We start from the raw sequence: 20,400 nt of genomic DNA, 5'->3' as shown, positions 1-20,400 counted from the left end.
CGGGCCCGACGTGCGTACGGGCGCCGGTCGCCCCGCCTCAGCCCAGCAAGCCCGGGATCTCCTGGACGCCGAACCAGAGCAGCTCGTGGTCCTCCGCCCCGTCCACCGTGAACTGCGCGTCGTCGTCGCCCTGGTCCGCCGCGCCCAGCGCGTCGGCGGCGGCCGAGACGTCCGCCTCGGCGTCGTCCGCGTCGGCGTGCACCGCCGCCGCCTTCGTCAGCGGTACGGCTCCGGCGATCCGGACCTCGCCGAGCGAGCCGGTGTCCAGGCCCCGGTCGGGGTCGACGGCGGCGTCCTGGTCCGCCACGTCGACGGCCACGACGATCCGGCGGCGGGCGGCCGAGGGGTCCACCGCGAGCATGCGCAGGGAGGCGGCCGCCGCCCGGCTGAGCGCGGCGTACTCCAGCTCCTCGATGTCGTCGGAGACGTACCACTCGCGCAGCGCGGGGGTGACGGCGTAGGCGGTCAGCGGGCCCGGGCCCAGCTCGCCCGCCTTGTGCGCCTGTGCGAGACCGGCAAGGGTCAGGGGGACGTACACGCGCATGGCTGGCCGCTTTCGTAGTCGGAAACGCCCTCAGGATACGTGCGGAGTCCCCCTTCGGGGCCTGGGGGCCGCCCGCCCGGCGGTCGTCGGCCGCCGCTCCGCGGCCCCCGCGCCCACCGGCTCCGGACGCCCTCGACTCACCCGGATAGGTGAATCGAGGGCGCGGGCCCACGCACCTCCGGGGCGCCTTGCGAGGGCCGTGACCGCCCCCGTACAAGATCCCCAACAGAAGTTACCGCCCGGTAGACCAGCGGGCGCGAGGGACGGGGACGCCCATGGACACGACCGCCACCACGACGGCCCGCGCGCCGCGCACCACGGTGCCCGCCGCCCCGGAGCGGGACTCGGTCCCGGCGACGGACCGGGACGCGAGCCCGGGCCCGCTCGCGGGGCCGAGGACCGGTGCGGCGCCCTCCGGCACGGCCACCCGCCCCCGTACGCCCCGCCCCCGCTCCGCCCCGCGCGGCCCCGCCGGCACCGGCCCCCGGGGCTCCGCCGGGACCCGCCCCGCCGGCCCGTCCCGCCCCCGTACGGCGCCGCCCGCCCTCCCGCCGCACACCGTGTTCGCCGAGCGCCTCCTCGCGGTCCTCACCGGCGACCGGCCCGTCCACTGGATGCTGGGCCGGACGGTGGGCGTGGCGTACGAGCAGCTGGTCCGGCTCGCCCCGGGCACGCCCCTGCGGTCCGGCGGCGCCCGCCCCGTGCTCCGGCGCTGCTCCGTCCACCAGCCCCGCCCGGGGGCCGTCGAGGCGTTCGCGAGCATCGCCACCGGCGACCGGGTCCGCGCCCTGGCGTTCCGCCTGGAGCGCGGCGCGGACGGCCGCTGGCGCTGCGCCGCCGTCGAGGTGGACGGCCTGACGGGCGGCGGCCTGCCCGCCGCCCTTCCCGACCGCCTCCCCGACCTCGTTCCCGAGGGGGCCGCTGCCCGTGTCCCCGCCCAGGCGTCCCGGCGCCCCTGACGCCCACCACGGCCCCGCACGGCCCCACCACACGGCCCACCCGGGACCGCCGCGGGCACGACGAAGGGGCCGGTCACCTCACCAGGTGCCCGGCCCCTTCTCCGTACCGTCGCGTACCGCTACTTCTTGCGGCGACGCCCGCCGCTGCTCTTCTGCGCCTTGCGGCGCTCCGCGCGGGTCATGCCGTCACCCGAGGCCGAAGCGCCCTCGGAGATGAAGTCGCCCTCGACGACCGATCCGTCCCCGTCCACCTTCGGCGCGGAGAAGTGCAGCCGGTCCGGCCGCTGCGGGGCGTCGAGCCCCTTGGCGCGGATCTCCGGCCGCCCGGCGCCCGCGGGCACCGCGTCCTGCTTGTCCAGCGAGGTCTTTCCGGCCGCGTCCTGCACCGGGACCTCCTCGACCTGCTGCTCGACCTGGACCTCCAGGTTGAACAGGTAGCCGACGGACTCCTCCTTGATGCCCTCCATCATGGCGGTGAACATGTCGAAGCCCTCGCGCTGGTACTCGACCAGCGGGTCCTTCTGGGCCATCGCGCGCAGGCCGATGCCCTCCTGGAGGTAGTCCATCTCGTAGAGGTGCTCGCGCCACTTGCGGTCGAGCACGGAGAGGACCACGCGGCGCTCCAGCTCACGCATGATCTCCGAGCCGAGCGACTTCTCCCGGGCCTCGTACTGCTCGTGGATGTCGTCCTTGACGGACTCGGCGATGAACTCGGCGGTGATGCCCGCGCGGTCGCCGGCCGCCTCCTCCAGCTCCTCGACGGTGACCTTCACCGGGTAGAGCTGCTTGAAGGCGTTCCACAGCCGGTCGAGGTCCCACTCCTCCGCGAAGCCGTCGGCGGTCTCCTGGCGGATGTAGTCGTCGATCGTGTCGTTCATGAAGTGCTGGATCTGCTCGTGCAGGTCCTCGCCCTCCAGGACGCGGCGACGCTCACCGTAGATGACCTCGCGCTGGCGGTTGAGGACCTCGTCGTACTTCAGGACGTTCTTGCGCGTCTCGAAGTTCTGGGTCTCCACCTGCGACTGCGCGGAGGCGATCGCGCGCGTGACCATCTTGTTCTCGATCGGCACGTCGTCCGGCACGTTGGCCATGGCCATGACGCGCTCGACCATCTGCGCCTTGAACAGACGCATCAGGTCGTCGCCGAGGGAGAGGTAGAACCGGGACTCGCCCGGGTCGCCCTGACGGCCGGAACGACCCCGCAGCTGGTTGTCGATACGGCGGGACTCGTGGCGCTCGGTGCCCAGGACGTAGAGCCCGCCGAGCGACTTGACCTCCTCGAACTCCGCCTTCACGGCCTTCTCGGCCCGCTCCAGCGCGCCGGGCAGGGCCGCGGCCCACTCCTCGACGTGCTCGACCGGGTCCAGGCCGGCCTGGCGCAGCTCGGCCTCGGCGAGGTCGTCCGGGTTGCCGCCGAGCTTGATGTCGGTGCCTCGGCCGGCCATGTTCGTGGCGACCGTGACGGCGCCCTTGCGGCCGGCCTGGGCGACGATCGTCGCCTCACGGTCGTGCTGCTTGGCGTTGAGCACCTCGTGCTGGATGCCCCGCTTCGAGAGCTGCTGCGAGAGGTACTCGGACTTCTCGACCGACGTCGTGCCGACGAGGATCGGCTGGCCCTTCTCGTGCTTCTCCGCGATGTCGTCGACGACGGCGGCGAACTTCGCGACCTCGGTGCGGTAGATCAGGTCGGACTGGTCCTTGCGGACCATCGGCCTGTTCGTCGGGATCGGGACGACGCCGAGCTTGTAGATCTGGTGGAACTCCGCCGCCTCGGTCATGGCCGTACCGGTCATGCCCGAGAGCTTGTCGTAGAGGCGGAAGAAGTTCTGGAGGGTGATCGTGGCGAGGGTCTGGTTCTCGTCCTTGATGTCCACCCCCTCCTTGGCCTCGATCGCCTGGTGCATGCCCTCGTTGTAGCGGCGGCCGGCGAGGATACGGCCGGTGTGCTCGTCGACGATCATGACTTCGCCGTCGATGACGACGTAGTCCTTGTCCTTCTTGAACAGTTCCTTGGCCTTGATGGCGTTGTTCAGATAACCGACGAGCGGGGTGTTCACCGACTCGTAGAGGTTGTCGATGCCCAGCCAGTCCTCGACCTTGGCGACGCCGGACTCGTGGATGCCGACGGTGCGCTTCTTCTCGTCGACTTCGTAGTCGCCGGTCTCCTCGATGCCCTTGAGCGGGTTGCCGGCCTCGCCGCGGGTGAGGCGGGTGACCAGCTTGGCGAAGTCGCCGTACCACTTCGTGGCCTGGTCGGCCGGGCCGGAGATGATCAGCGGCGTACGGGCCTCGTCGACCAGGATGGAGTCGACCTCGTCGACACAGGCGAAGTTGTGGCCGCGCTGGACGAGCTCGTCCTTGGACCACGCCATGTTGTCGCGCAGGTAGTCGAAGCCGAATTCGTTGTTCGTGCCGTACGTGATGTCGCAGGCGTACTGCTCTCGGCGCTGGGCCGGCGTCATGTTGGCCAGGATGCAGCCGACCTGGAGGCCCAGGAACTTGTGGACGCGGCCCATCATCTCGGAGTCGCGCTCGGCGAGGTAGTCGTTCACCGTGATCAGGTGGACGCCCTTGCCTGAGAGCGCGTTCAGATACGCGGGGAGGGTGCCGACGAGGGTCTTGCCCTCACCGGTCTTCATCTCGGCGACATAGCCGAGGTGCAGCGCGGCGCCGCCCATCAGCTGGACGTCGTAGTGGCGCTGGCCGAGGACGCGCTTGGCGGCCTCGCGGACGGTCGCGAAGGCCTCGGGGAGCAGGTCGTCGAGGCTCTCGCCGTCGGCGTACCGCTGCTTGTACTCCTCGGTGAGCGCCCGCAACTCGGCGTCGGAGAGGTTGACGAAGTCCTCTTCGATGGAGTTGACCTGGTCCGCGATGCGGTGCAGTTTGCGCAGGATCTTGCCTTCGCCTGCACGCATGAGCTTGTTGAAGACGGACACTGAGGCTGGTCTCCTTGCCGGTCGGGCCTGGCACTGGGTCTTGTCATGACTCGGGCGCGGGCACGGCAGGTGGTCCCCACCGCAACGGCCATCGTAAGCGAGACCGCCGCCGCGCCGGGAGGCCCGCAGTGCCGAAGGGTCACCGCCGCCGTCACCGCCGCCCGGAAAGACAACGCACCAGACGCGCGGAAGGTGCCGCGACGACCCGAAAAGTGTTCGCGCCACGGCGGTCGGGTCACCACAATCCCGTCATGGAGCCGATCACCCTCGCCACCCCGCGTCTGGCGCTGCGCGCCTTCGCCCCCGAGGACGGGGACGAGGTCCTCGCCGCCTGTCAGGACCCTGACATCCAGCGCTGGACGTCGGTGCCCTCCCCGTACACGCGGCAGGACGCCGAGTACTTCCTGCACCGCGTCGTCCCGCACGGCTGGCGGGACGACACCGAGTACACCTTCGCCGTACGGCTCCGGGAGGGCGGCCCGATCCTGGCCGCTGCCAGCCTCCACCACCCGCGCTCCGGCTCGTGGGAGGTCGGCTTCTGGACCGCCAAGGAGCACCGCGGCCGCGGCTACATGACCGAGACCCTCCTCGCCCTGGCCCGCTGGGCCTTCACCGAGCTGCACTGCACGCGTCTGGAGTGGCGCGCCGAGGTCGGCAACGCCGGCTCCCGCGCGGTCGCCGAGAAGACCGGCTTCACCGTCGAGGGCGTGCTCCGCGCCGCCCTGCCGAACAAGGGCACCCTGCGCGACAGCTGGGTCGGCTCCCTGCTCCCCTCCGACCTGGGTCTGCGCGGCGCCACGCCCTATCTGCCGGCCCCGCGCGCCGAGGCCTGACCGCCGCGACCCGGGGGCGGGGGGGGCGGGGGCGGGTCGCCCGAGGCCGGGCCGGGCCGGGCCGGGTGTCAGTGGCGGGCCCTAGGGTGCGGAGCATGACGACTGTGCCGCCGCCCGCTGTCGAACTGTCCGCCGACGACGCCCGCCGGATCGCCCTGCGCGCCCAAGGCCTGCTGGGAGCGCCGGACCGCCGCTCCGGCGTGCGGGGCGTGCTGCGCCATCTCGGCCAGGTGCAGCTCGACACGATCTCGGTCCTGGCCCGCTCGCACGAGCTGATCCCGTACGCCCGTCTCGGCGCCGTGGGCCGTACGGTCGTCGAGGAGGCGTACTGGTCCGGTACGACGGCCGCCGGCGCGGACGGACCGCGTCCGCACGCCTTCGAGTACTGGTCGCACGCGGCCTGCATCCTGCCGATCGAGGAGTGGCCGCTCTTCGCCTTCCGCCGGCGCGGCTACCGCGCGCGCCCGCAGTGGTACCACGAGCTGGCGGACGGGGCGTACGACGCGGTGATCGGGCAGCTGCGGGCCGAGGGGCCGCACACCGCGACCGAGCTGGGCGGGGCGAAGAACAAGGGCGAGTGGTGGGACTGGTCCGAGTCGAAGGTGGCCGTCGAGCGGGCGCTGATGTACGGCGAGGTGGTGTGCACCGAGCGGCGCGGCTGGAAGCGGGTCTACGACCTGGCGGAGCGCGCGATCCCGGGGGAGCTGCTGCACGACGACCTCGATGACACGGAGTGCCTGCGGCGGCTGGTGCGGCAGGCGGGCGAGGCGCTGGGCGTGGGCACGCGCGCGGACATCGCCGACTACCACCGGATCAAGGGCGAGGCGTTCGACGCGGTGGTCGAGTCCTCCGGGCTGATGCCGGTCACGGTGGCGGGCTGGGCGAAGCCCGCCTGGGCCGATCCGGCCGCCCTGGTGAGCGAGCCGCGCGGGCGGCACCGCACGACGCTGCTCTCGCCGTTCGACTCGCTGATCTGGGAGCGGGCGCGGACGGAGCGGATCTTCGGGTTCACCCATCGTCTGGAGGCGTACGTCCCCAAGCAGAAGCGGGTGCACGGCTATTTCGCGATGCCGCTGCTCTCCGGCGGCAGGCTCCTGGGCCGGGTCGATCCGGCGCGCGACGGCAGGACGCTGGTGGCGAAGCAGGTGTCCCTGGTGGCGCCGAAGGCGGTCGTCCCGATGGCGAAGGCGTTGCGCGAGGCGGCCGAGTGGGTGGGCTGCGACAGCGTACGGATCGAGCGGGCGGACACTCCCGACCTGGCCGCCCGGCTCACCGCCGCCCTCGCGTGACCGACGGCCGCGCGTGCCCACCGTCCTCGCGTGACCGACGGCCTCGGGTGCCGACGCCTGCCGCGGTCTATCGGATCTCGAGGATCTTCTCGCGCATGGCGTAGACGACCGCTTCCATCCGGGAGTGCAGCTGGAGCTTCTCCAGGATGTTGCGGACGTGGTTCTTCACCGTGTTCTCGGAGATGAACAGTTCCTTGGCGATGTCCCGGTTGTTCATGCCGGTCGCCACGAGCTTGAGGACTTCCAGCTCCCGGTCGGTCAGCCGGGGCGCGGGAACGAGCCGGCGCTCGTCCGTGCGCTGGATCATCGATTTGAACTCGGTGAGGAGTTTCGACGCCATGGAGGGGCTGATCTGCGACTGGCCGTCGGCGACCGCGCGAATGGCGGTGGCGACCTCGTCGGTGGAGATCTCCTTCAGGAGATATCCCGTCGCGCCCGCCTTGATGGCGTCGTAGAGGTCGGCCTCCTCGTCGCTGATCGTCAGCATGATGATCTTCGCGGAGGGGGCCACCTCCTTGATGGAGGTGCAGGCCTCGATCCCGCCGCGCTTAGGCATGCGGACGTCCATCAGCACGATGTCCGGCAGCAGGTCGGCAGCCTTGTCGACGGCCTCCGCCCCGTCCCCCGCCTCGCCGACGACCTGGATGTCCTCCTCCTGGGCGAGGACGATCTCCAGACCGCGCCGGAAGAGGGCGTGATCGTCCACCACGAGAACTCGGATCGGCTCCTTGCGGCACGAGCCGCTGTCCGAATCCGATCCCTCGGTACCGGTCGCGCGAGCGGGCTCCCGCCCGCTGTGCACCGGCCCGAAGCTGTCCGCCATCGTTCCTCCCCCTGAGGCCGTGGCCTGAAGTCGTGTTCGGTCCTCCAACCGCAGCCCTTGAAGGACCGGTTGGCGTGCACGCCATGATTTCATGCCCGGGCGTCAGCGCGGTGATCCCGTGGTCGCACGGGGGTGCCCCTGGGGGCGCACGGGGCGCTCCAGGGGCACCATGAGGGACTCGTCAGCGTGGTGCGCGGCGGCCGTTCAGCCGCCGAGGGCACCACCGGCGCCGCCGCCTTCGGCGAGCGGGTCGCTCTCCAGGTGGATGACGCCGTAGTCGTACGCGTGTCGCCGGTAGACGACACTCGGCTGCTTGTTGTCGGAGTCGACGAAGAGATAGAAGTCGTGCCCGACCAGCTCCATCTCGTAGAGCGCCTGATCGAGTGTCATCGGTGCGGCCCGGTGGGTCTTCTCGCGGACCACCAGCGGGCCGTCGCCCTGCACTTCGAGCGAGCCGATCATCTTGGTGGGCACGGCCCCGGACTCCTCGCCCACCAGCTCGCCGTTGCCATTCAGCTGCGCGACACCCGGCACCACGTCGCCCACCTCGGCCGCCGGAATCCTTCCGCTGCCGCGACGGGTGTGCCGCTTGTCGTGCTGCTTGCGCAGTCGAGCCTCCAGCTTGTCGCTGGCGAGGTCGAGCGCTGCGTACGGGTCGCCTGCCGCGGCCTCCGCCCGGATCACCGGGCCTCGGGAGTGGAGGGTGATCTCCACACGGTCGGACCGGTCGGCCTGCCGCGGGTTGTGCTCCTTGGACACCTCGACGTCGAGGCTGATCACCTTGCCGTCGAGCTTCTGGATCCTGTCCAGCTTCAGCTTCTCGGCCACGTGCTTGCGGAACCGCTCGGGCACCTCGGTCTTGCGGCCCTTGACGACGATGTCCACGCAGAACTCCGTTCCCGGATAGCCCAGACCGGCACCCTGGCCGCTGGGCCTCTCCCTTTGCACCAGACTCCGGATGTTCACCGGAGTCCCGGACTTGGCGACGTTCACCTCCTCCTCCCCAGTCGGCGTGATCCCCACCCCACCGACCTGAGGTTAATTCGCCCTGAACTCCCGTCCTCTAGGCGCACCCGTGCATTCCGTGAGGGATGACCTGCGCCATTCCTCACAACCGAACATAGCTCGTTCGGACGGGTGTCGGCACCCGCTGCGGTCACTTACCTCCGTTCGGGTGTTTCCACCTCTCATCACCTGCAACGATGCGTGTTCCCCGTCAGTTCCTGTTTATTTCGAACGATGACGGAGAAGCAGCGACCACCGCGGCCACCGGCTGCCCGATTCGGTTCTCGGGTCCTCTATCCGCACCGCCGCCGAGTAATCCAGGAATGAACGGCCGGTGTACGGCACTCAGTGCCCGCGCCGCTTCGGCCAACGAGGCACCGGTGGTCATCAGGTCGTCCACCAGCACCACCCGCCCCCGCTCCACGAGCCGCGCTCCGCCCGCGACGACCTCCAGCGCCCCCGACAGGTTGGCGAGTCGCCCCCGGGCGTCCAGGCCCGACTGGTCGGCCACGCCGCGCCGCTGGCGCAGGAGGGGAATCACCCGGGCGGTCCGTCCCGAACGGCGCAGCCTTCCCGCGGCCGCCAGCGCGATCCGCCGGGTCGGGTCGTGACCACGCGCCCGCACGGAGCGCCGCGACGACGGCACCGGTACGAGGAGAAGGGGAACGGCCCCCGACGCCTCACAGGGGCCGTTCCCGGCCTTGACGGCGCCGGCCAGCGCGTCGCCGAGGGGTCCGGCGAGGAAGAGCGCGCCGCGCTCCTTGTGGGCGAGGAGCACGGACCGTACGGCATCGGCGTAGGGCGCCGCCGCGTGCACCGGCGGCAGTCCGGCCGGCTCGGGAAGGGGCCGCACCCGGCGCGGACCCGGCCCCGTCAGCTTCGTCCGGCAGGACGGGCACAGCTCGGTACGGGCGCTGCCGCAGCCTCCGCAGGCGACCGGCAGCACCAGCCCGGCGATCTCACGCCACCACCCCCGCATGGCTCCACTGTCCTCCTGCCGGCCCCGACCGGCCACCCCTGTGGACAACCGGCGGGGACCGCCGCGGGACGCCGCTCCGGAGAGGCGGCGCGGCTACCCGGGGTAGACCGGCGCGGAGCCCGTCACCTTGGCCAGACGCTGCCAGTTCGCGCCCGGCACCAGCCGCACGATGCCGTCGTTGCCGGACTCGGCCACGACCGGGGCCCGGTCGTCGTTGGGCGCGGCCACGGCCGTCACGCCGTTGAGGCCGGGCAGCAGCGACGAGGCCGAGGTCGCCCCGTCCGTCTGGATGTAGCGCACCTGCTGGACGCCGCCGGCCTCCTTGCCGACTACGACCAGCCGGCTCGGACCGGCCCAGGACACGGCCGTGACGGCCTCCATGTGCGGCGCCACCGGCTGCAGCGCGTCGACCGACACCGTCGGCTCCCCGCCGCCGTCGCGCTCCACCCGACCGATCTTCAGGGTGGTGCCGCCGTCCTTCGCCTTCAGCAGCAGCGCGACCCGCACCCCGTCCGCGGAGACCCGCAGCGATTCGACCCGTTCGCCGTCCGCCAGCCAGGGCGCACGCACCTCGACGGGCTCGCCCTCGCCGTCCGGCACCATCCACAGACGCGGCTTCACGGGGTCGCGGTCCGCCACCCACAGATCGCCCCGGCCGTCCCAACTGGGCGCCGACAGCCGGTCCTCGGGCCGGCCGGCGTTGCTCCGCACCAGCGCCGGGCGCAGCTCGTGGTCGGTGAGGATCGACGCCACCCGCAGCTCACGACCGTCCTTGCCGACCCCGGCCGCACGTCGCTCGTCGCGGTCCACCGCGACCGACCGCAGCGGCATCACACCGTCGCCGAAGGGCCCGAGCGTGCCGTCCTGCTGCTCGTTCGCCTTGTCGCCGACCGGGACCGCCATCAACTTGCCGGTCGCGTCGACGTAGAACGGGTTCTCCGCCCGGCCCGTGTCCCGGACCGGCGCGTACTCCATCGCCGCCTGCTTGCCCAGCGAACACAGCCGGCCGCCGTCCGACCCCCGCAGGAGCTCGACCTGCTCCACCCGTACGGACGTCAGATCGCCGAGCGTGAACAGCAGCTGCGCCGCCATCCGCCGGCACACCACTCCGCCCACGTGGTCGGCCTTGCCGTTCAAGGGCACCCGCAGCGTGGACTGGTCGTCCGTCGACAGCGACGTGACACCGGCCTTCAGGGCGGTACCCGACGGAAAACTCGAGTCGACGGCAGGCTTCAGCCAGTTCGTCGGCCCCTCCAGCAGCGCCTTGACCGACTGGGTCACCGTGTCCATCCGGGTGACCGGGTCCTGGCGCTGGCGGATGTAGACCGGGTCGGCGACGACCCAGTCCTCCCCGGACGCGAAGTAGTACGTGTCGACGGACCGGTAGGTGCGCTGGAAGTCGGCCTCGCTGAGCACGAGACCCGGCGGCAGGCCGTCGATCCGCCACTCCTTGCCCTTGCCGTCGGCGGTGGGCTGCTGCACCACGTGGATCGAGTCGTTGAAGTCGGCGGGGCCGACCGGCTTGTAGGCGTGCCGGGCGTCGACGGTCGCGATCTGCCGGCCCTTGATGGGATAGGCCCGCCCCGGGCTCCCGGGGTCGGAGACCCGGTCGGCCTGGCCGCGGTCGGGCGCCGTGGTGAGCACGGTGATCCGCTCCTCCGGCTTCCACGCCTGCGCCGCCTGACTGGTCAGGTACTTCCGGGCCGTGGCGAAGCCGGGGTCGTCACTGGTCATGGCCTCCAGGAAGCCGTCGACGATCTCGGCCGGGTCGGCGTTCTCCCGCGGCTGCACGGCGTACACCCGCACCTGCGAGTCGCCCGGGTCGGAGGCCCGTACGTTCCGTACGTCGCCGCTGTCGGGCATCGACGCGCAACCGGCCACCAGAAGCGCCCCCGCGAGCGCCCCGGCCGCCCGTACGGCCCTCCCACGTCCCCGCCCCGGGTGCTGCCCTCGGGAGTCAGCGCCCACGTGTTCCGTCCTCCCCCTCGGCGTTCGTCGACGCCATCGCCTCATCACTGCCGGCCTCGGCCGCCGCCCTCGGGACCACCCGGGACCCGCTGCCCGGAAGGGCCGTCGGATCCGCGGTGGCCCGCGACGCGGCGGACATCCGCGACGGTACGGGCAGCGCCGGACGGTCCCCGGCGGTCTGCGCCGGCACCGACGTCAGCCGGGCTCCGTCCTCCCGCGCCCGCCCGGCGGCGGCCTCCTCGCGGTTGCGCCGCGAGTCCTCCGGCTCCAGGGGGATCGGAGAGCCGCGCAGCGGCTCGTCCGCGGTCCGCGGCAGGGTCAGCCGGAACTGCGATCCGCCCCCCGGCTCGCCCCACGCCTGCAGCCAGCCGCCGTGCAGCCGCGCGTCCTCGACCGCGATCGACAGGCCGAGGCCGGTGCCGCCGGTGGTCCGCGCGCGGGCCGGGTCGGCCCGCCAGAACCGGTTGAAGACCCGCGTCGCCTCGCCGGGCTTGAGCCCCACGCCGTAGTCCCGTACGGCGACCGCGACGGCCCCGCCCGCGGCCGCCAGCTTGACGATCACGTCACGGCCGTCGCCGTGCTCGACGGCGTTCACGACGAGGTTGCGCAGCACGCGCTCGACCCGGCGGGCGTCCGCCTCGGCCACCACCGGCTGCTCGTCGCCGACGACCACGATCCTGCCGCCCTTGCGCTCGGCGAGCGGTTCGGCCCCTCCGATCACCCGGCGCACGACCTGCCGCAGGTCTATCGGCTCGGCCTCCAGCGCCGCCGCGCCCGCGTCGAAGCGGCTGATCTCCAGCAGATCGGCCAGCAGCGACTCGAAACGGTCGAGCTGGTCTCCGAGCAGCTCGGCGGAGCGGGCGGTGATCGGGTCGAAGTCGACCCGCGCCTCGTGGATGACGTCGGCCGCCATCCGTACCGTCGTCAGCGGCGTCCGCAGCTCGTGCGAGACGTCCGAGACGAACCGCCGCTGCATCCGGGAGAGCTCCTCCAGCTGCTGGATCTTCAGCTGGAGGTTCTGCGCCATCTTGTTGAAGGCCTCGCCGAGCCGGGCGATGTCGTCCTCGCCGGTGACCTTCATCCGCTCCTGGAGCCGCCCCGCGGAGAGCCGCTCGGCGATCCCGGCCGCCATCCGCACGGGGGTGACGATCTGCCGCACCACCAGCCACGCGATGGCGCCGAGGAGCACCACGACGAACAGCCCGGCGGTCGCGAGGGTGCCCTTGACCAGGGTGAGGGAGTCCTCTTCCTGGCTCAGCGGGAAGAGGTAGTACAGCTCGTACTGGGTGCCTTCGGCGTCGTTGAGCCGCTTGCCGACCACCAGGCCCGCTTCCGAGGCCTTGCCGTCGGTGTAGTGGATCCGGGCGTACCGCTGGAACGTGCCGGTCCGCTGGGCCACGAAGTGCCGCAGGTCGCCGGGGATGCTCGTGGCGGGGTCGACCTCGCCCGAGGCACGGGCGCCGCGGCTCGCGGTCCCCTCCGCTTCCTCCAGGGAGAGCGCGACCACGTTGTAGGCGCTCTGACCACCACTGGCGAGCTGCTCGACGAGGGTGGAACGCCAGGTCAGCGAGGCTCCGGCGCGGGCGCCGTCCTGCCCTCCAGGCACGGACGGCGTGCTCGCCGCCTTGTCCTGGGCGGCGGAGAACCCACCGGCGGCCTGACTCTGGGCGGCCTTCTCCTTGGCATCGAGCAGACCGTTGCGCACCTGGCCGATGACGACCAGGCCGAGGAGCAGCACCACGCCGAGCGACATCAGCAGGGTGCCGGCGACGACGCGGAGCTGGATGTTCCTGCGCCACAGCCGTACGGCGGGCAGCAGGGGACGACGCACCCAGCGGGCGAAGAGCCGGAGCACCGGCCCGCCCGGTGCTCCACCCTGGAGCAGACGGCCGAATCGCGAGCCCCCCCGTCCCGGTCCGGCAGTCCGCCCCGACAGGACTCCCGGTGCGCCGGGCTTCGGAGCAGTACTGCCTACGCTCATGTCAGCTCGGCCCCGCCTTGTAGCCGACGCCCCGTACGGTCACCACGATCTCCGGGCGCTCCGGGTCCTTCTCGACCTTCGAGCGCAGCCGCTGCACGTGGACGTTGACGAGCCGGGTGTCGGCCGCGTGCCGGTAGCCCCACACCTGCTCCAGGAGGACCTCACGGGTGAACACCTGCCACGGCTTACGGGCCAGCGCCACGAGCAGGTCGAACTCGAGCGGTGTCAGGGCGATGGACTGCCCGTCCCGCTTGACCGAGTGACCGGCGACGTCGATGACCAGATCGCCGATGGCGAGCTGCTCCGGCGCGGGCTCCTCGGAGCGCCGCAGCCGCGCGCGGATCCGGGCGACCAGTTCCTTGGGCTTGAACGGCTTGACGATGTAGTCGTCGGCCCCGGACTCGAGACCCACCACCACGTCGACGGTGTCGCTCTTGGCGGTGAGCATGACGATGGGCACCCCGGACTCGGCGCGGATGAGCCGGCACACCTCGATGCCGTCCCTTCCGGGCAGCATCAGGTCCAGCAGCACCAGGTCCGGCTTGGCCTCACGGAAGGCGGCCAGCGCCTTGTCACCGTCGGCGACGAACGACGGCTCGAACCCTTCACCCCGCAGCACGATGCCGAGCATCTCGGCCAGTGCGGTGTCGTCGTCGACGACAAGAACGCGTCCCTTCATATCGACATCATCCCATTTCCGTATCAGTCCCGAGGCGGCTGGTGAGATACCTCACTGACCTGCGGTGACGTCTGTGATTGCGCGCCGTGAGCTGCCGGTGCCTGTGGGTGCTGACGTCAGACATGGATGTCACCCCCGTGACCCCCGTGGTCGCGTTGAACCGTACCCTGCGCGGCCGTCCCCGGCCCATGGGGTGCGTGCCGACCCAAGAGGACGGGAGACCGCTTCTCCGTATCCCTCTCTCCACATGATCGGCCCCGCCCGCCGGTCTCACCAGGGAAGCGGCCCCGCCCGCCGGTCTCACCAGGGAAGCGGCCACGCCCGCTCCCCGCCCCCTCCGTCCGGCCCGCCGCCGCTCCGGGGTGCCCGCCGCCACAACGGGTTTGTGCGCACTGATCAGGCATCCGCCCCATCTGCCCCCTCGCCCCCGTGCAGGAAGGCGGGACGGAGGCCCTGGCCCCGGCCCACAGCAGGGCCCCGCGTGGCACGATGGCACCCGGCCCCCGCCCGAACAGGCGGGCGGCCGCCGTGACCGAGCCAGGGCTTGCCGAACCGGCCCCGCGACCATTCCTCGAGGTGGACGACCGTGAACGACACTCCGGGCTGGGCCTCGCCCGGATCTGCTCCCTCCGACGGCCAGGACGGTCCCGGCACGCCCCGGCCCTCCGAGCCCGGCGACGCGAACGGCTCCGCCCCCCAGTGGTCCAAGGAGCAGCCGCCCGCCGGCCAGTGGTCCCCGCCGACCGCCCCGGCGCCCGGTCAGGTCCCGACGCCCGCACCCGGCCCCGGCTGGGGCGTCCAGCCCGGAAGCTGGGGCAAGCCCCCGGCGGCCAAGCCCGGCATCATCCCGCTGCGCCCCCTGGGCATGGGCGAGATCCTCGACGGCGCCGTCTCCACCCTGCGCCGCTACTGGCGCACGGTCCTGACGATCACCGTCACGGTCGCGGTCATCTCCCAGGCCGCCGACATCCTCGCCCAGCGTTATCTCGTCCCGGCCCCCGCCGACATCAACCCGGACGCGAGCCCCGCCGAGCAGCTCGACCAGGCCCTGGACTCCTTCCAGGCCAGCCTGATCGCCCTGGGACCGGCACTGCTCATCGCCTTGGCAGCCACCCTGTTCAGCGCCGCCCTCCTCACCGTCGTGATCAGCCGCGCGGTCCTGGGCCGCCCGGTCACGGTGAGCACCGCCTGGCAGGAGGCCCGGCCCCGGCTCCTGCCGATGCTCGGCCTGACGCTGCTCCTGCCGTTGATGAGCGTCGCCATCATGGCCGTCGGTCTGCTGCCCGGCCTCCTCGTCGGCGAGACCGCCGGCGTCGGACTGGCCGTGATCGGCGGTCTCGCGGCGTTCGTCGTCACGATCTGGCTGATGGTCCGCTTCAGCCTCTCCTCCCCCGCCCTGATGCTGGAACGGCAGGGCATCATCCCCTCGATGAAGCGCTCGGCCAAGCTCGTGCAGGGCGCCTGGTGGCGGATCTTCGGCATCACCCTGCTGACCCAGTTGCTGGTCTTCATCGTCTCGATGATCATCATGGTCCCGTTCGCCGTGATCGCGATCATCGCCGACGGCACCAGCATGTCCGACATGGTCTCCGACTCGGCCCCCCAGTTCGGCTGGGCCTACCTCATCGTCATGGGCATCGCCGGAGTGATCACCAGCGCGATCACCTACCCCATCTCCGCGGGCGTCACCGCTCTCCTCTACGTCGACCAGCGCATCCGCCGCGAGGCGCTCGACCTCGAACTCGCCCGCGCCGCAGGCCTTCCCGGCTACGGCACCGCCCCGGGCGACAGCGCCTCCGGAGGCTGACGGAGTGAAGGCCACGGGGGGCACGATCACGGCGCGACCGCCGATCCGCGACGACGTACCGGTGGAGATCCCCCGCGTCCCCGCCCGTGAGGCGGCGGAGCGGGAACTCTCCAAGCCGATGTACCACGAGAACGATCCCAACCTCCTCCAGCGCGCCCTCGACCGCGTCTGGGAGTGGGTCGGCGGTCTCTTCGACGCGGCCTCGGGCGCCACACCCGGAGGCCTGTTGGGCCTCCTGGCGATCGCCCTCGTCGTCCTCGCCGTGATCGGCGCCCTGTGGTGGCGGCTCGGCACCCCGCACCGCACCCCCACCACCGGCGACGCCCTCTTCACGGAGGGACCCCGCACGGCCCGGGAGCACCGCGCGGCCGCCGCCCGGCACGCCTCCACCGGCCGCTGGAACCAGGCGGTCCAGGAGCGGATGCGGGCCGTCGTCCGCTCGCTGGAGGAGCGCACCGTGCTCGACCCCCGCCCCGGCCGCACCGCCGACGAAGCCGCCGCCGAGGCGGGCCGCTCCCTGCCCGCCCACGCGGACCGACTCCGCGCGGCCGCCCGCACCTTCGACGACATCACGTACGGCGGCCGCACGGCCGACGAGAACGCGTACCGCCGTATCGAGGAGCTGGACACGTCCCTGGAACGGGCCCGCCCCGCCCTCGACTCCGCCACCACGGGGGCGCCGGCGTGAACCGACCGTCCACCAGCCCCACATCGTCCTCGCTCGCCCCCCGCCAGCTCTGGACCCGGACCCGCGGAGTCCTCCTCGTCCTGGGCCTGGTCCTGATCGGCGGCATCATCCTCGCGACGATGCGCTCCGCCGACCACCACGGCCACCTCGATCCCAGGTCCGCCGACCCGAACGGCAGCCGGGCCGTCGCCGAGATCCTCAAGGCCCAGGGCGTCACCCTGCGCGTGGCCACCACACTCGACGAGGCCACCACGGCGGCCGACCCGGACACCACCCTCCTGGTCACCACCCCGGACCTGCTGACCGATCGCCAGCAGTCCACCCTCCACGCCGCCATGAGCACGTCCGGCGGCCGCACCGTCCTCCTCGGCGCGGGCCCGTCCTCCCTGCCCGCTCTGGCCCCGGGCGTCACCTCGGCCCCCAGCACCCCGGTCGCCACCCGCGAACCGGAGTGCTCCCTGCCGGCCGCCGTCCGCGCCGGCGGCGTCGACCTCGGCGGCGAGCGGTACGTCACCGGCGACCACGCCGAGACCTGCTACCCCGCCGACGGCCTGCCGACCCTGGTCTCCGTCAAGAACTCCGGGGCCGGCGACACCGTCCTGCTCGGGTCGCCCGACATCCTCTACAACGACCGTCTGAACCAGCAGGGCAACGCCTCGCTCGCCCTGCAACTCCTCGGTTCCCGGCCTCATCTCGTCTGGTACCTCCCTTCCCTCACCGATGCCTCCGCCACCGAGGGCGACCCCGACGGCCCGTCCGACGACAACGCCGCCGAAGGCTTCCTCTCTCTGGTCCCCGAGGGCTGGCTGTGGGGCACCCTGCAACTCGCCGTCGCCGCCCTCCTCGCCGCCCTCTGGCGCGGCCGGCGCCTCGGCCCGCTGGTGACCGAACGCCTCCCGGTCGCCATCCGCGCCTCCGAGGCCACCGAGGGCCGCGCCCGCCTCTACCGCAAGGCGAACGCCCGCGACCGCGCGGCCTCCGCCCTGCGCACCGCGACCCGCACCCGGATCGCCCCTCTCCTCGGCGTCCCTCCCCAGCACGCCCACTCCCCCGAATCCCTGCTCCCCGCGCTCTCCGCCCGTCTCCCCGGGACCACCGCGGACCCCAAGGACCTTCTGTTCGGCCCGGCTCCCGCCGACGATGCCGCCCTCATCCGCCTGGCGGACCACCTCGACGCCCTCGAAAGAGAGGTACGCACCTCATGAGCGCCCCGACCCCCGCGACCCCTACGACCTCGGACAGCGCCCGCGCCTCCCTGGAGGCCCTGCGCACCGAGATCGCGAAGGCCGTGGTCGGCCAGGACCCCACCGTCACCGGCCTGGTCGTCGCCCTGCTCTGCCGGGGCCACGTCCTGCTCGAAGGGGTCCCCGGCGTCGCCAAGACGCTGCTGGTCCGCGCGCTCGCCACCGCCCTCGAACTCGACACCAAGCGTGTCCAGTTCACCCCCGACCTGATGCCGAGCGACGTCACCGGCTCACTGGTCTACGACGCCAGGACCGCCGAGTTCTCCTTCCAGCCGGGTCCCGTCTTCACCAACCTGCTGCTCGCCGACGAGATCAACCGCACGCCCCCCAAGACCCAGTCCTCCCTCCTGGAGGCCATGGAGGAGCGCCAGGTCACCGTCGACGGCACTCCCCGCCCGCTGCCCGACCCGTTCCTGGTCGCGGCGACCCAGAACCCGGTGGAGTACGAGGGCACGTACCCCCTCCCCGAGGCCCAGCTCGACCGCTTCCTGCTGAAGCTGACGGTCCCGCTGCCGTCGCGGGCGGACGAGATCAGCGTCCTGACCCGGCACGCCGACGGCTTCAACCCCCGTGACCTCCAGGCCGCCGGTGTCCGTCCGGTCGCCGGCCCCGCCGAACTCGAGGCCGCCCGCGCCGCCGTCGCCAAGACCGCCGTCTCCCCCGAGATCGCCGGCTATGTCGTCGATATCTGTCGTGCCACGCGTGAATCCCCCTCGCTCACTCTCGGCGCCTCTCCCCGAGGCGCCACCGCCCTGCTCTCCACCGCCCGCGCCTGGGCCTGGCTCACCGGCCGGGACTATGTCACCCCGGACGATGTGAAGGCCCTCGCTCTCCCCACCCTGCGCCATCGCGTCCAACTGCGGCCCGAGGCCGAGATGGAGGGCGTCACCGCCGACTCCGTCATCAACTCGATCCTCGCCCACGTCCCCGTACCCCGCTGAGAACGGCGCCCCATGGCCCTCACCGGACGAACCGCGCTGCTCGCCGCCCTCGGATCGTTGCCCGTCGGCATCCTCGCCCCCAGCTGGACGGGGATGCTCGCCGTGAACGCGCCCCTCTCCATCGCAATTCTGTGCGACTACGCGATGGCAGCGCCAGTGCGAAGCCTGCGATTCACCCGAAGCGGTGATACGTCAGTTCGACTGGGTGACGAGGCGGAGGTGCACCTCACGGTCACCAACGCATCCCGCCGCCGGCTTCGGGCCCAGCTCCGTGACGCCTGGCCGCCCAGCTCCTGGCTTCCGGGGACCGAGCAGGCCGCGTCCCGTACGAGGCTGTCCGTTCCGCCTGGTGAGCGCCGCCGGGTCACCACGCGGCTGCGCCCGACGCGCCGCGGCGACCGTCACGCGGAGCGGGTCACGGTCCGTTCCTTCGGCCCGTTGGGCCTGGCGGCCCGGCAGGGGAACCACCATGTGCCGTGGGCGGTGCGCGTCCTGCCGCCGTTCACGAGCCGGAAGCACCTGCCGTCTCGGCTGGCCCGGCTCCGTGAACTCGACGGCCGCACGAGCGTCCTGACGCGAGGCGAGGGCACCGAGTTCGACAGCCTCCGCGAGTACGTCCCCGGTGATGACACCCGGTCGATCGACTGGCGTGCCACGGCCCGCCAGACCACGGTCGCCGTGCGTACCTGGCGTCCGGAGCGGGACCGTCACATCCTGATCGTTCTGGACACGGGCCGTACGTCGGCGGGGCGCGTGGGCGATGTCCCGCGCCTGGACGCCGCGATGGACGCGACTCTTCTCCTCACCGCGCTGGCGTCCCGCGCCGGCGACCGTGTCGATCTTCTCGCGTTCGACCGCGGCCTGCGCGCTCAGGTCCAGGGCCGCTCGGCGGGGGACGTCCTGCCCGCCATGGTCAATGCCCTGGCCCCGCTGGAGCCGCAGCTCGTGGAGACGGACGCGCGAGCGCTCGCGGCCACGGCCCTGGCTCGTGCGCCTCGGCGTTCTCTTCTGGTGCTGCTGACCGGTCTGGACGCGGCTCCGATCGAGGAGGGTCTGCTTCCTGTCCTCCCGCAGCTGACCCAACGCCACACGGTGCTGGTGGCCTCTGTGGCCGACCCGCATACGGCCCGCATGGGCAGAGGCCGCGGTTCGGTCGACGGTGTCTACGAGGCGGCTGCGGCTACGCAGGCCCAGGCTCAGCGCAGCCGTACGGCGGATCAGCTCCGTCGCCATGGCGTCACGGTGGTCGACGCGGTCCCGGACGAGCTGGCGCCGGCTCTGGCGGACGCGTATCTGGCGCTGAAGGCCGCCGGCCGTCTCTGATCGCAGCGCGGGGGGCTCCAGCGGGAGCCCCTCTCCGCGATGTCTGGTCGTGCTCATCGGATCGTGAACGCAGAAAAGCCCCGCACCATAAGGTGCGGGGCTTTCCCACAATGATTGTTCGGCGGCGTCCTACTCTCCCACAGGGTCCCCCCTGCAGTACCATCGGCGCTGAAAGGCTTAGCTTCCGGGTTCGGAATGTAACCGGGCGTTTCCCTAACGCTATGACCACCGAAACACTATGAAGTTAACCAACCGGATATCGGCACAGTTCGTTACTTCAGAACTAACACAGTGGACGCGAGCAACTGAGGACAAGCCCTCGGCCTATTAGTACCGGTCAGCTCCACCCATTACTGGGCTTCCACATCCGGCCTATCAACCCAGTCGTCTACTGGGAGCCT

General features: G+C 72.1%; 15 protein-coding genes, 2 rRNA genes and 1 pseudogene. 8 read left to right on the top strand and 10 right to left on the bottom strand.

The features are described from left to right. Window positions 1-37 precede the first annotated feature (37 nt). Complete coding sequence (locus ACZ6RC_RS00090) at window positions 38-544, bottom strand: DUF6912 family protein (protein WP_469578229.1); 507 nt, start codon at window positions 542-544, stop codon at window positions 38-40. Between the two features lie 500 nt (window positions 545-1,044). Between ACZ6RC_RS00090 and ACZ6RC_RS00085 the strand changes: the two are divergent. Continuing rightward, window positions 1,045-1,398 (top strand): annotated as a pseudogene (locus tag ACZ6RC_RS00085) (Rv3235 family protein); the annotation flags it as partial. A 224-nt stretch (window positions 1,399-1,622) separates the two neighbouring features. Here ACZ6RC_RS00085 and secA read toward each other — a convergent pair. Further along, a complete protein-coding gene (gene secA, locus ACZ6RC_RS00080) occupies window positions 1,623-4,439 on the bottom strand; it encodes a preprotein translocase subunit SecA (protein WP_391146466.1) in 2,817 nt (938 codons plus the stop codon). A 251-nt stretch (window positions 4,440-4,690) separates the two neighbouring features. Here secA and ACZ6RC_RS00075 point away from each other — a divergent pair, with 251 nt between their 5' ends. Continuing rightward, the gene (locus tag ACZ6RC_RS00075) at window positions 4,691-5,272 is read left to right on the top strand and encodes a GNAT family N-acetyltransferase (protein WP_469578225.1); all 582 of its coding nucleotides are present in this window, start codon (window positions 4,691-4,693) and stop codon (window positions 5,270-5,272) included. 95 nt (window positions 5,273-5,367) lie between these two features. Next, complete coding sequence (locus tag ACZ6RC_RS00070) at window positions 5,368-6,561, top strand: winged helix-turn-helix domain-containing protein (RefSeq protein ID WP_469578222.1); 1,194 nt, start codon at window positions 5,368-5,370, stop codon at window positions 6,559-6,561. Between the two features lie 67 nt (window positions 6,562-6,628). On the opposite strand, the gene ACZ6RC_RS00065 is transcribed toward ACZ6RC_RS00070, so the two are convergent. The 6 genes from ACZ6RC_RS00065 to mtrA form a co-directional block, all read right to left on the bottom strand. After that, window positions 6,629-7,384 (bottom strand): response regulator, encoded by a 756-nt coding sequence (locus tag ACZ6RC_RS00065; protein WP_469578219.1) that lies wholly within the window; start codon window positions 7,382-7,384, stop codon window positions 6,629-6,631. A 204-nt stretch (window positions 7,385-7,588) separates the two neighbouring features. Further along, complete coding sequence (gene hpf, locus ACZ6RC_RS00060) at window positions 7,589-8,269, bottom strand: ribosome hibernation-promoting factor, HPF/YfiA family (RefSeq protein ID WP_391146503.1); 681 nt, start codon at window positions 8,267-8,269, stop codon at window positions 7,589-7,591. Window positions 8,270-8,600: 331 nt separating this feature from the next. Then, entirely contained in the window at window positions 8,601-9,368 is a 768-nt protein-coding gene (locus tag ACZ6RC_RS00055; protein WP_469578216.1) for a ComF family protein, read from the bottom strand. Between the two features lie 93 nt (window positions 9,369-9,461). Then, window positions 9,462-11,231: an LpqB family beta-propeller domain-containing protein gene (locus ACZ6RC_RS00050; RefSeq protein ID WP_469578213.1), complete on the bottom strand. Its 1,770-nt coding sequence runs from the start codon at window positions 11,229-11,231 to the stop codon at window positions 9,462-9,464. A 94-nt stretch (window positions 11,232-11,325) separates the two neighbouring features. Beyond that, window positions 11,326-13,317 (bottom strand): MtrAB system histidine kinase MtrB, encoded by a 1,992-nt coding sequence (gene mtrB / locus ACZ6RC_RS00045; protein ID WP_469578210.1) that lies wholly within the window; start codon window positions 13,315-13,317, stop codon window positions 11,326-11,328. Window position 13,318: 1 nt separating this feature from the next. Beyond that, window positions 13,319-13,996, bottom strand: a complete 678-nt coding sequence (gene mtrA / locus ACZ6RC_RS00040; protein WP_009333493.1) for a two-component system response regulator MtrA — start codon at window positions 13,994-13,996, stop codon at window positions 13,319-13,321. Window positions 13,997-14,582: 586 nt separating this feature from the next. On the opposite strand from mtrA, the gene ACZ6RC_RS00035 reads away from it, so the two are divergent. Genes ACZ6RC_RS00035 through ACZ6RC_RS00015 form a run of 5 tightly spaced genes read left to right on the top strand, consistent with a single transcriptional unit; the run spans window position 14,583 to window position 19,999 of the window. Further along, window positions 14,583-15,803 carry a DUF7847 domain-containing protein gene (locus ACZ6RC_RS00035; protein WP_469578208.1) on the top strand — a complete coding sequence of 407 codons (1,221 nt, stop codon included), beginning with the start codon at window positions 14,583-14,585 and terminating at the stop codon, window positions 15,801-15,803. Window positions 15,804-15,807: 4 nt separating this feature from the next. Then, the gene (locus ACZ6RC_RS00030; RefSeq protein ID WP_469578205.1) at window positions 15,808-16,491 is read left to right on the top strand and encodes a DUF4129 domain-containing protein; all 684 of its coding nucleotides are present in this window, start codon (window positions 15,808-15,810) and stop codon (window positions 16,489-16,491) included. Then, complete coding sequence (locus ACZ6RC_RS00025) at window positions 16,488-17,696, top strand: DUF4350 domain-containing protein (protein ID WP_469578203.1); 1,209 nt, start codon at window positions 16,488-16,490, stop codon at window positions 17,694-17,696. The genes ACZ6RC_RS00030 and ACZ6RC_RS00025 overlap by 4 nt, the downstream gene beginning before the upstream one ends. Further along, window positions 17,693-18,676 carry an AAA family ATPase gene (locus ACZ6RC_RS00020; RefSeq protein WP_469578201.1) on the top strand — a complete coding sequence of 328 codons (984 nt, stop codon included), beginning with the start codon at window positions 17,693-17,695 and terminating at the stop codon, window positions 18,674-18,676. The genes ACZ6RC_RS00025 and ACZ6RC_RS00020 overlap by 4 nt, the downstream gene beginning before the upstream one ends. A 12-nt stretch (window positions 18,677-18,688) precedes the next feature. Continuing rightward, window positions 18,689-19,999: a DUF58 domain-containing protein gene (locus ACZ6RC_RS00015; RefSeq protein WP_469578198.1), complete on the top strand. Its 1,311-nt coding sequence runs from the start codon at window positions 18,689-18,691 to the stop codon at window positions 19,997-19,999. Window positions 20,000-20,115: 116 nt separating this feature from the next. Here the strand turns inward: ACZ6RC_RS00015 and rrf are convergent. After that, a 5S ribosomal RNA gene (rrf, locus tag ACZ6RC_RS00010) occupies window positions 20,116-20,232 on the bottom strand. A gap of 74 nt (window positions 20,233-20,306) precedes the next feature. Then, window positions 20,307-20,400: ribosomal RNA gene (locus ACZ6RC_RS00005) — 23S ribosomal RNA — on the bottom strand; the annotation flags it as partial.

The organism is Streptomyces sp. NPDC048353 (assembly GCF_055587165.1).
This window is presented reverse-complemented; position numbering and strand designations above follow the sequence as displayed.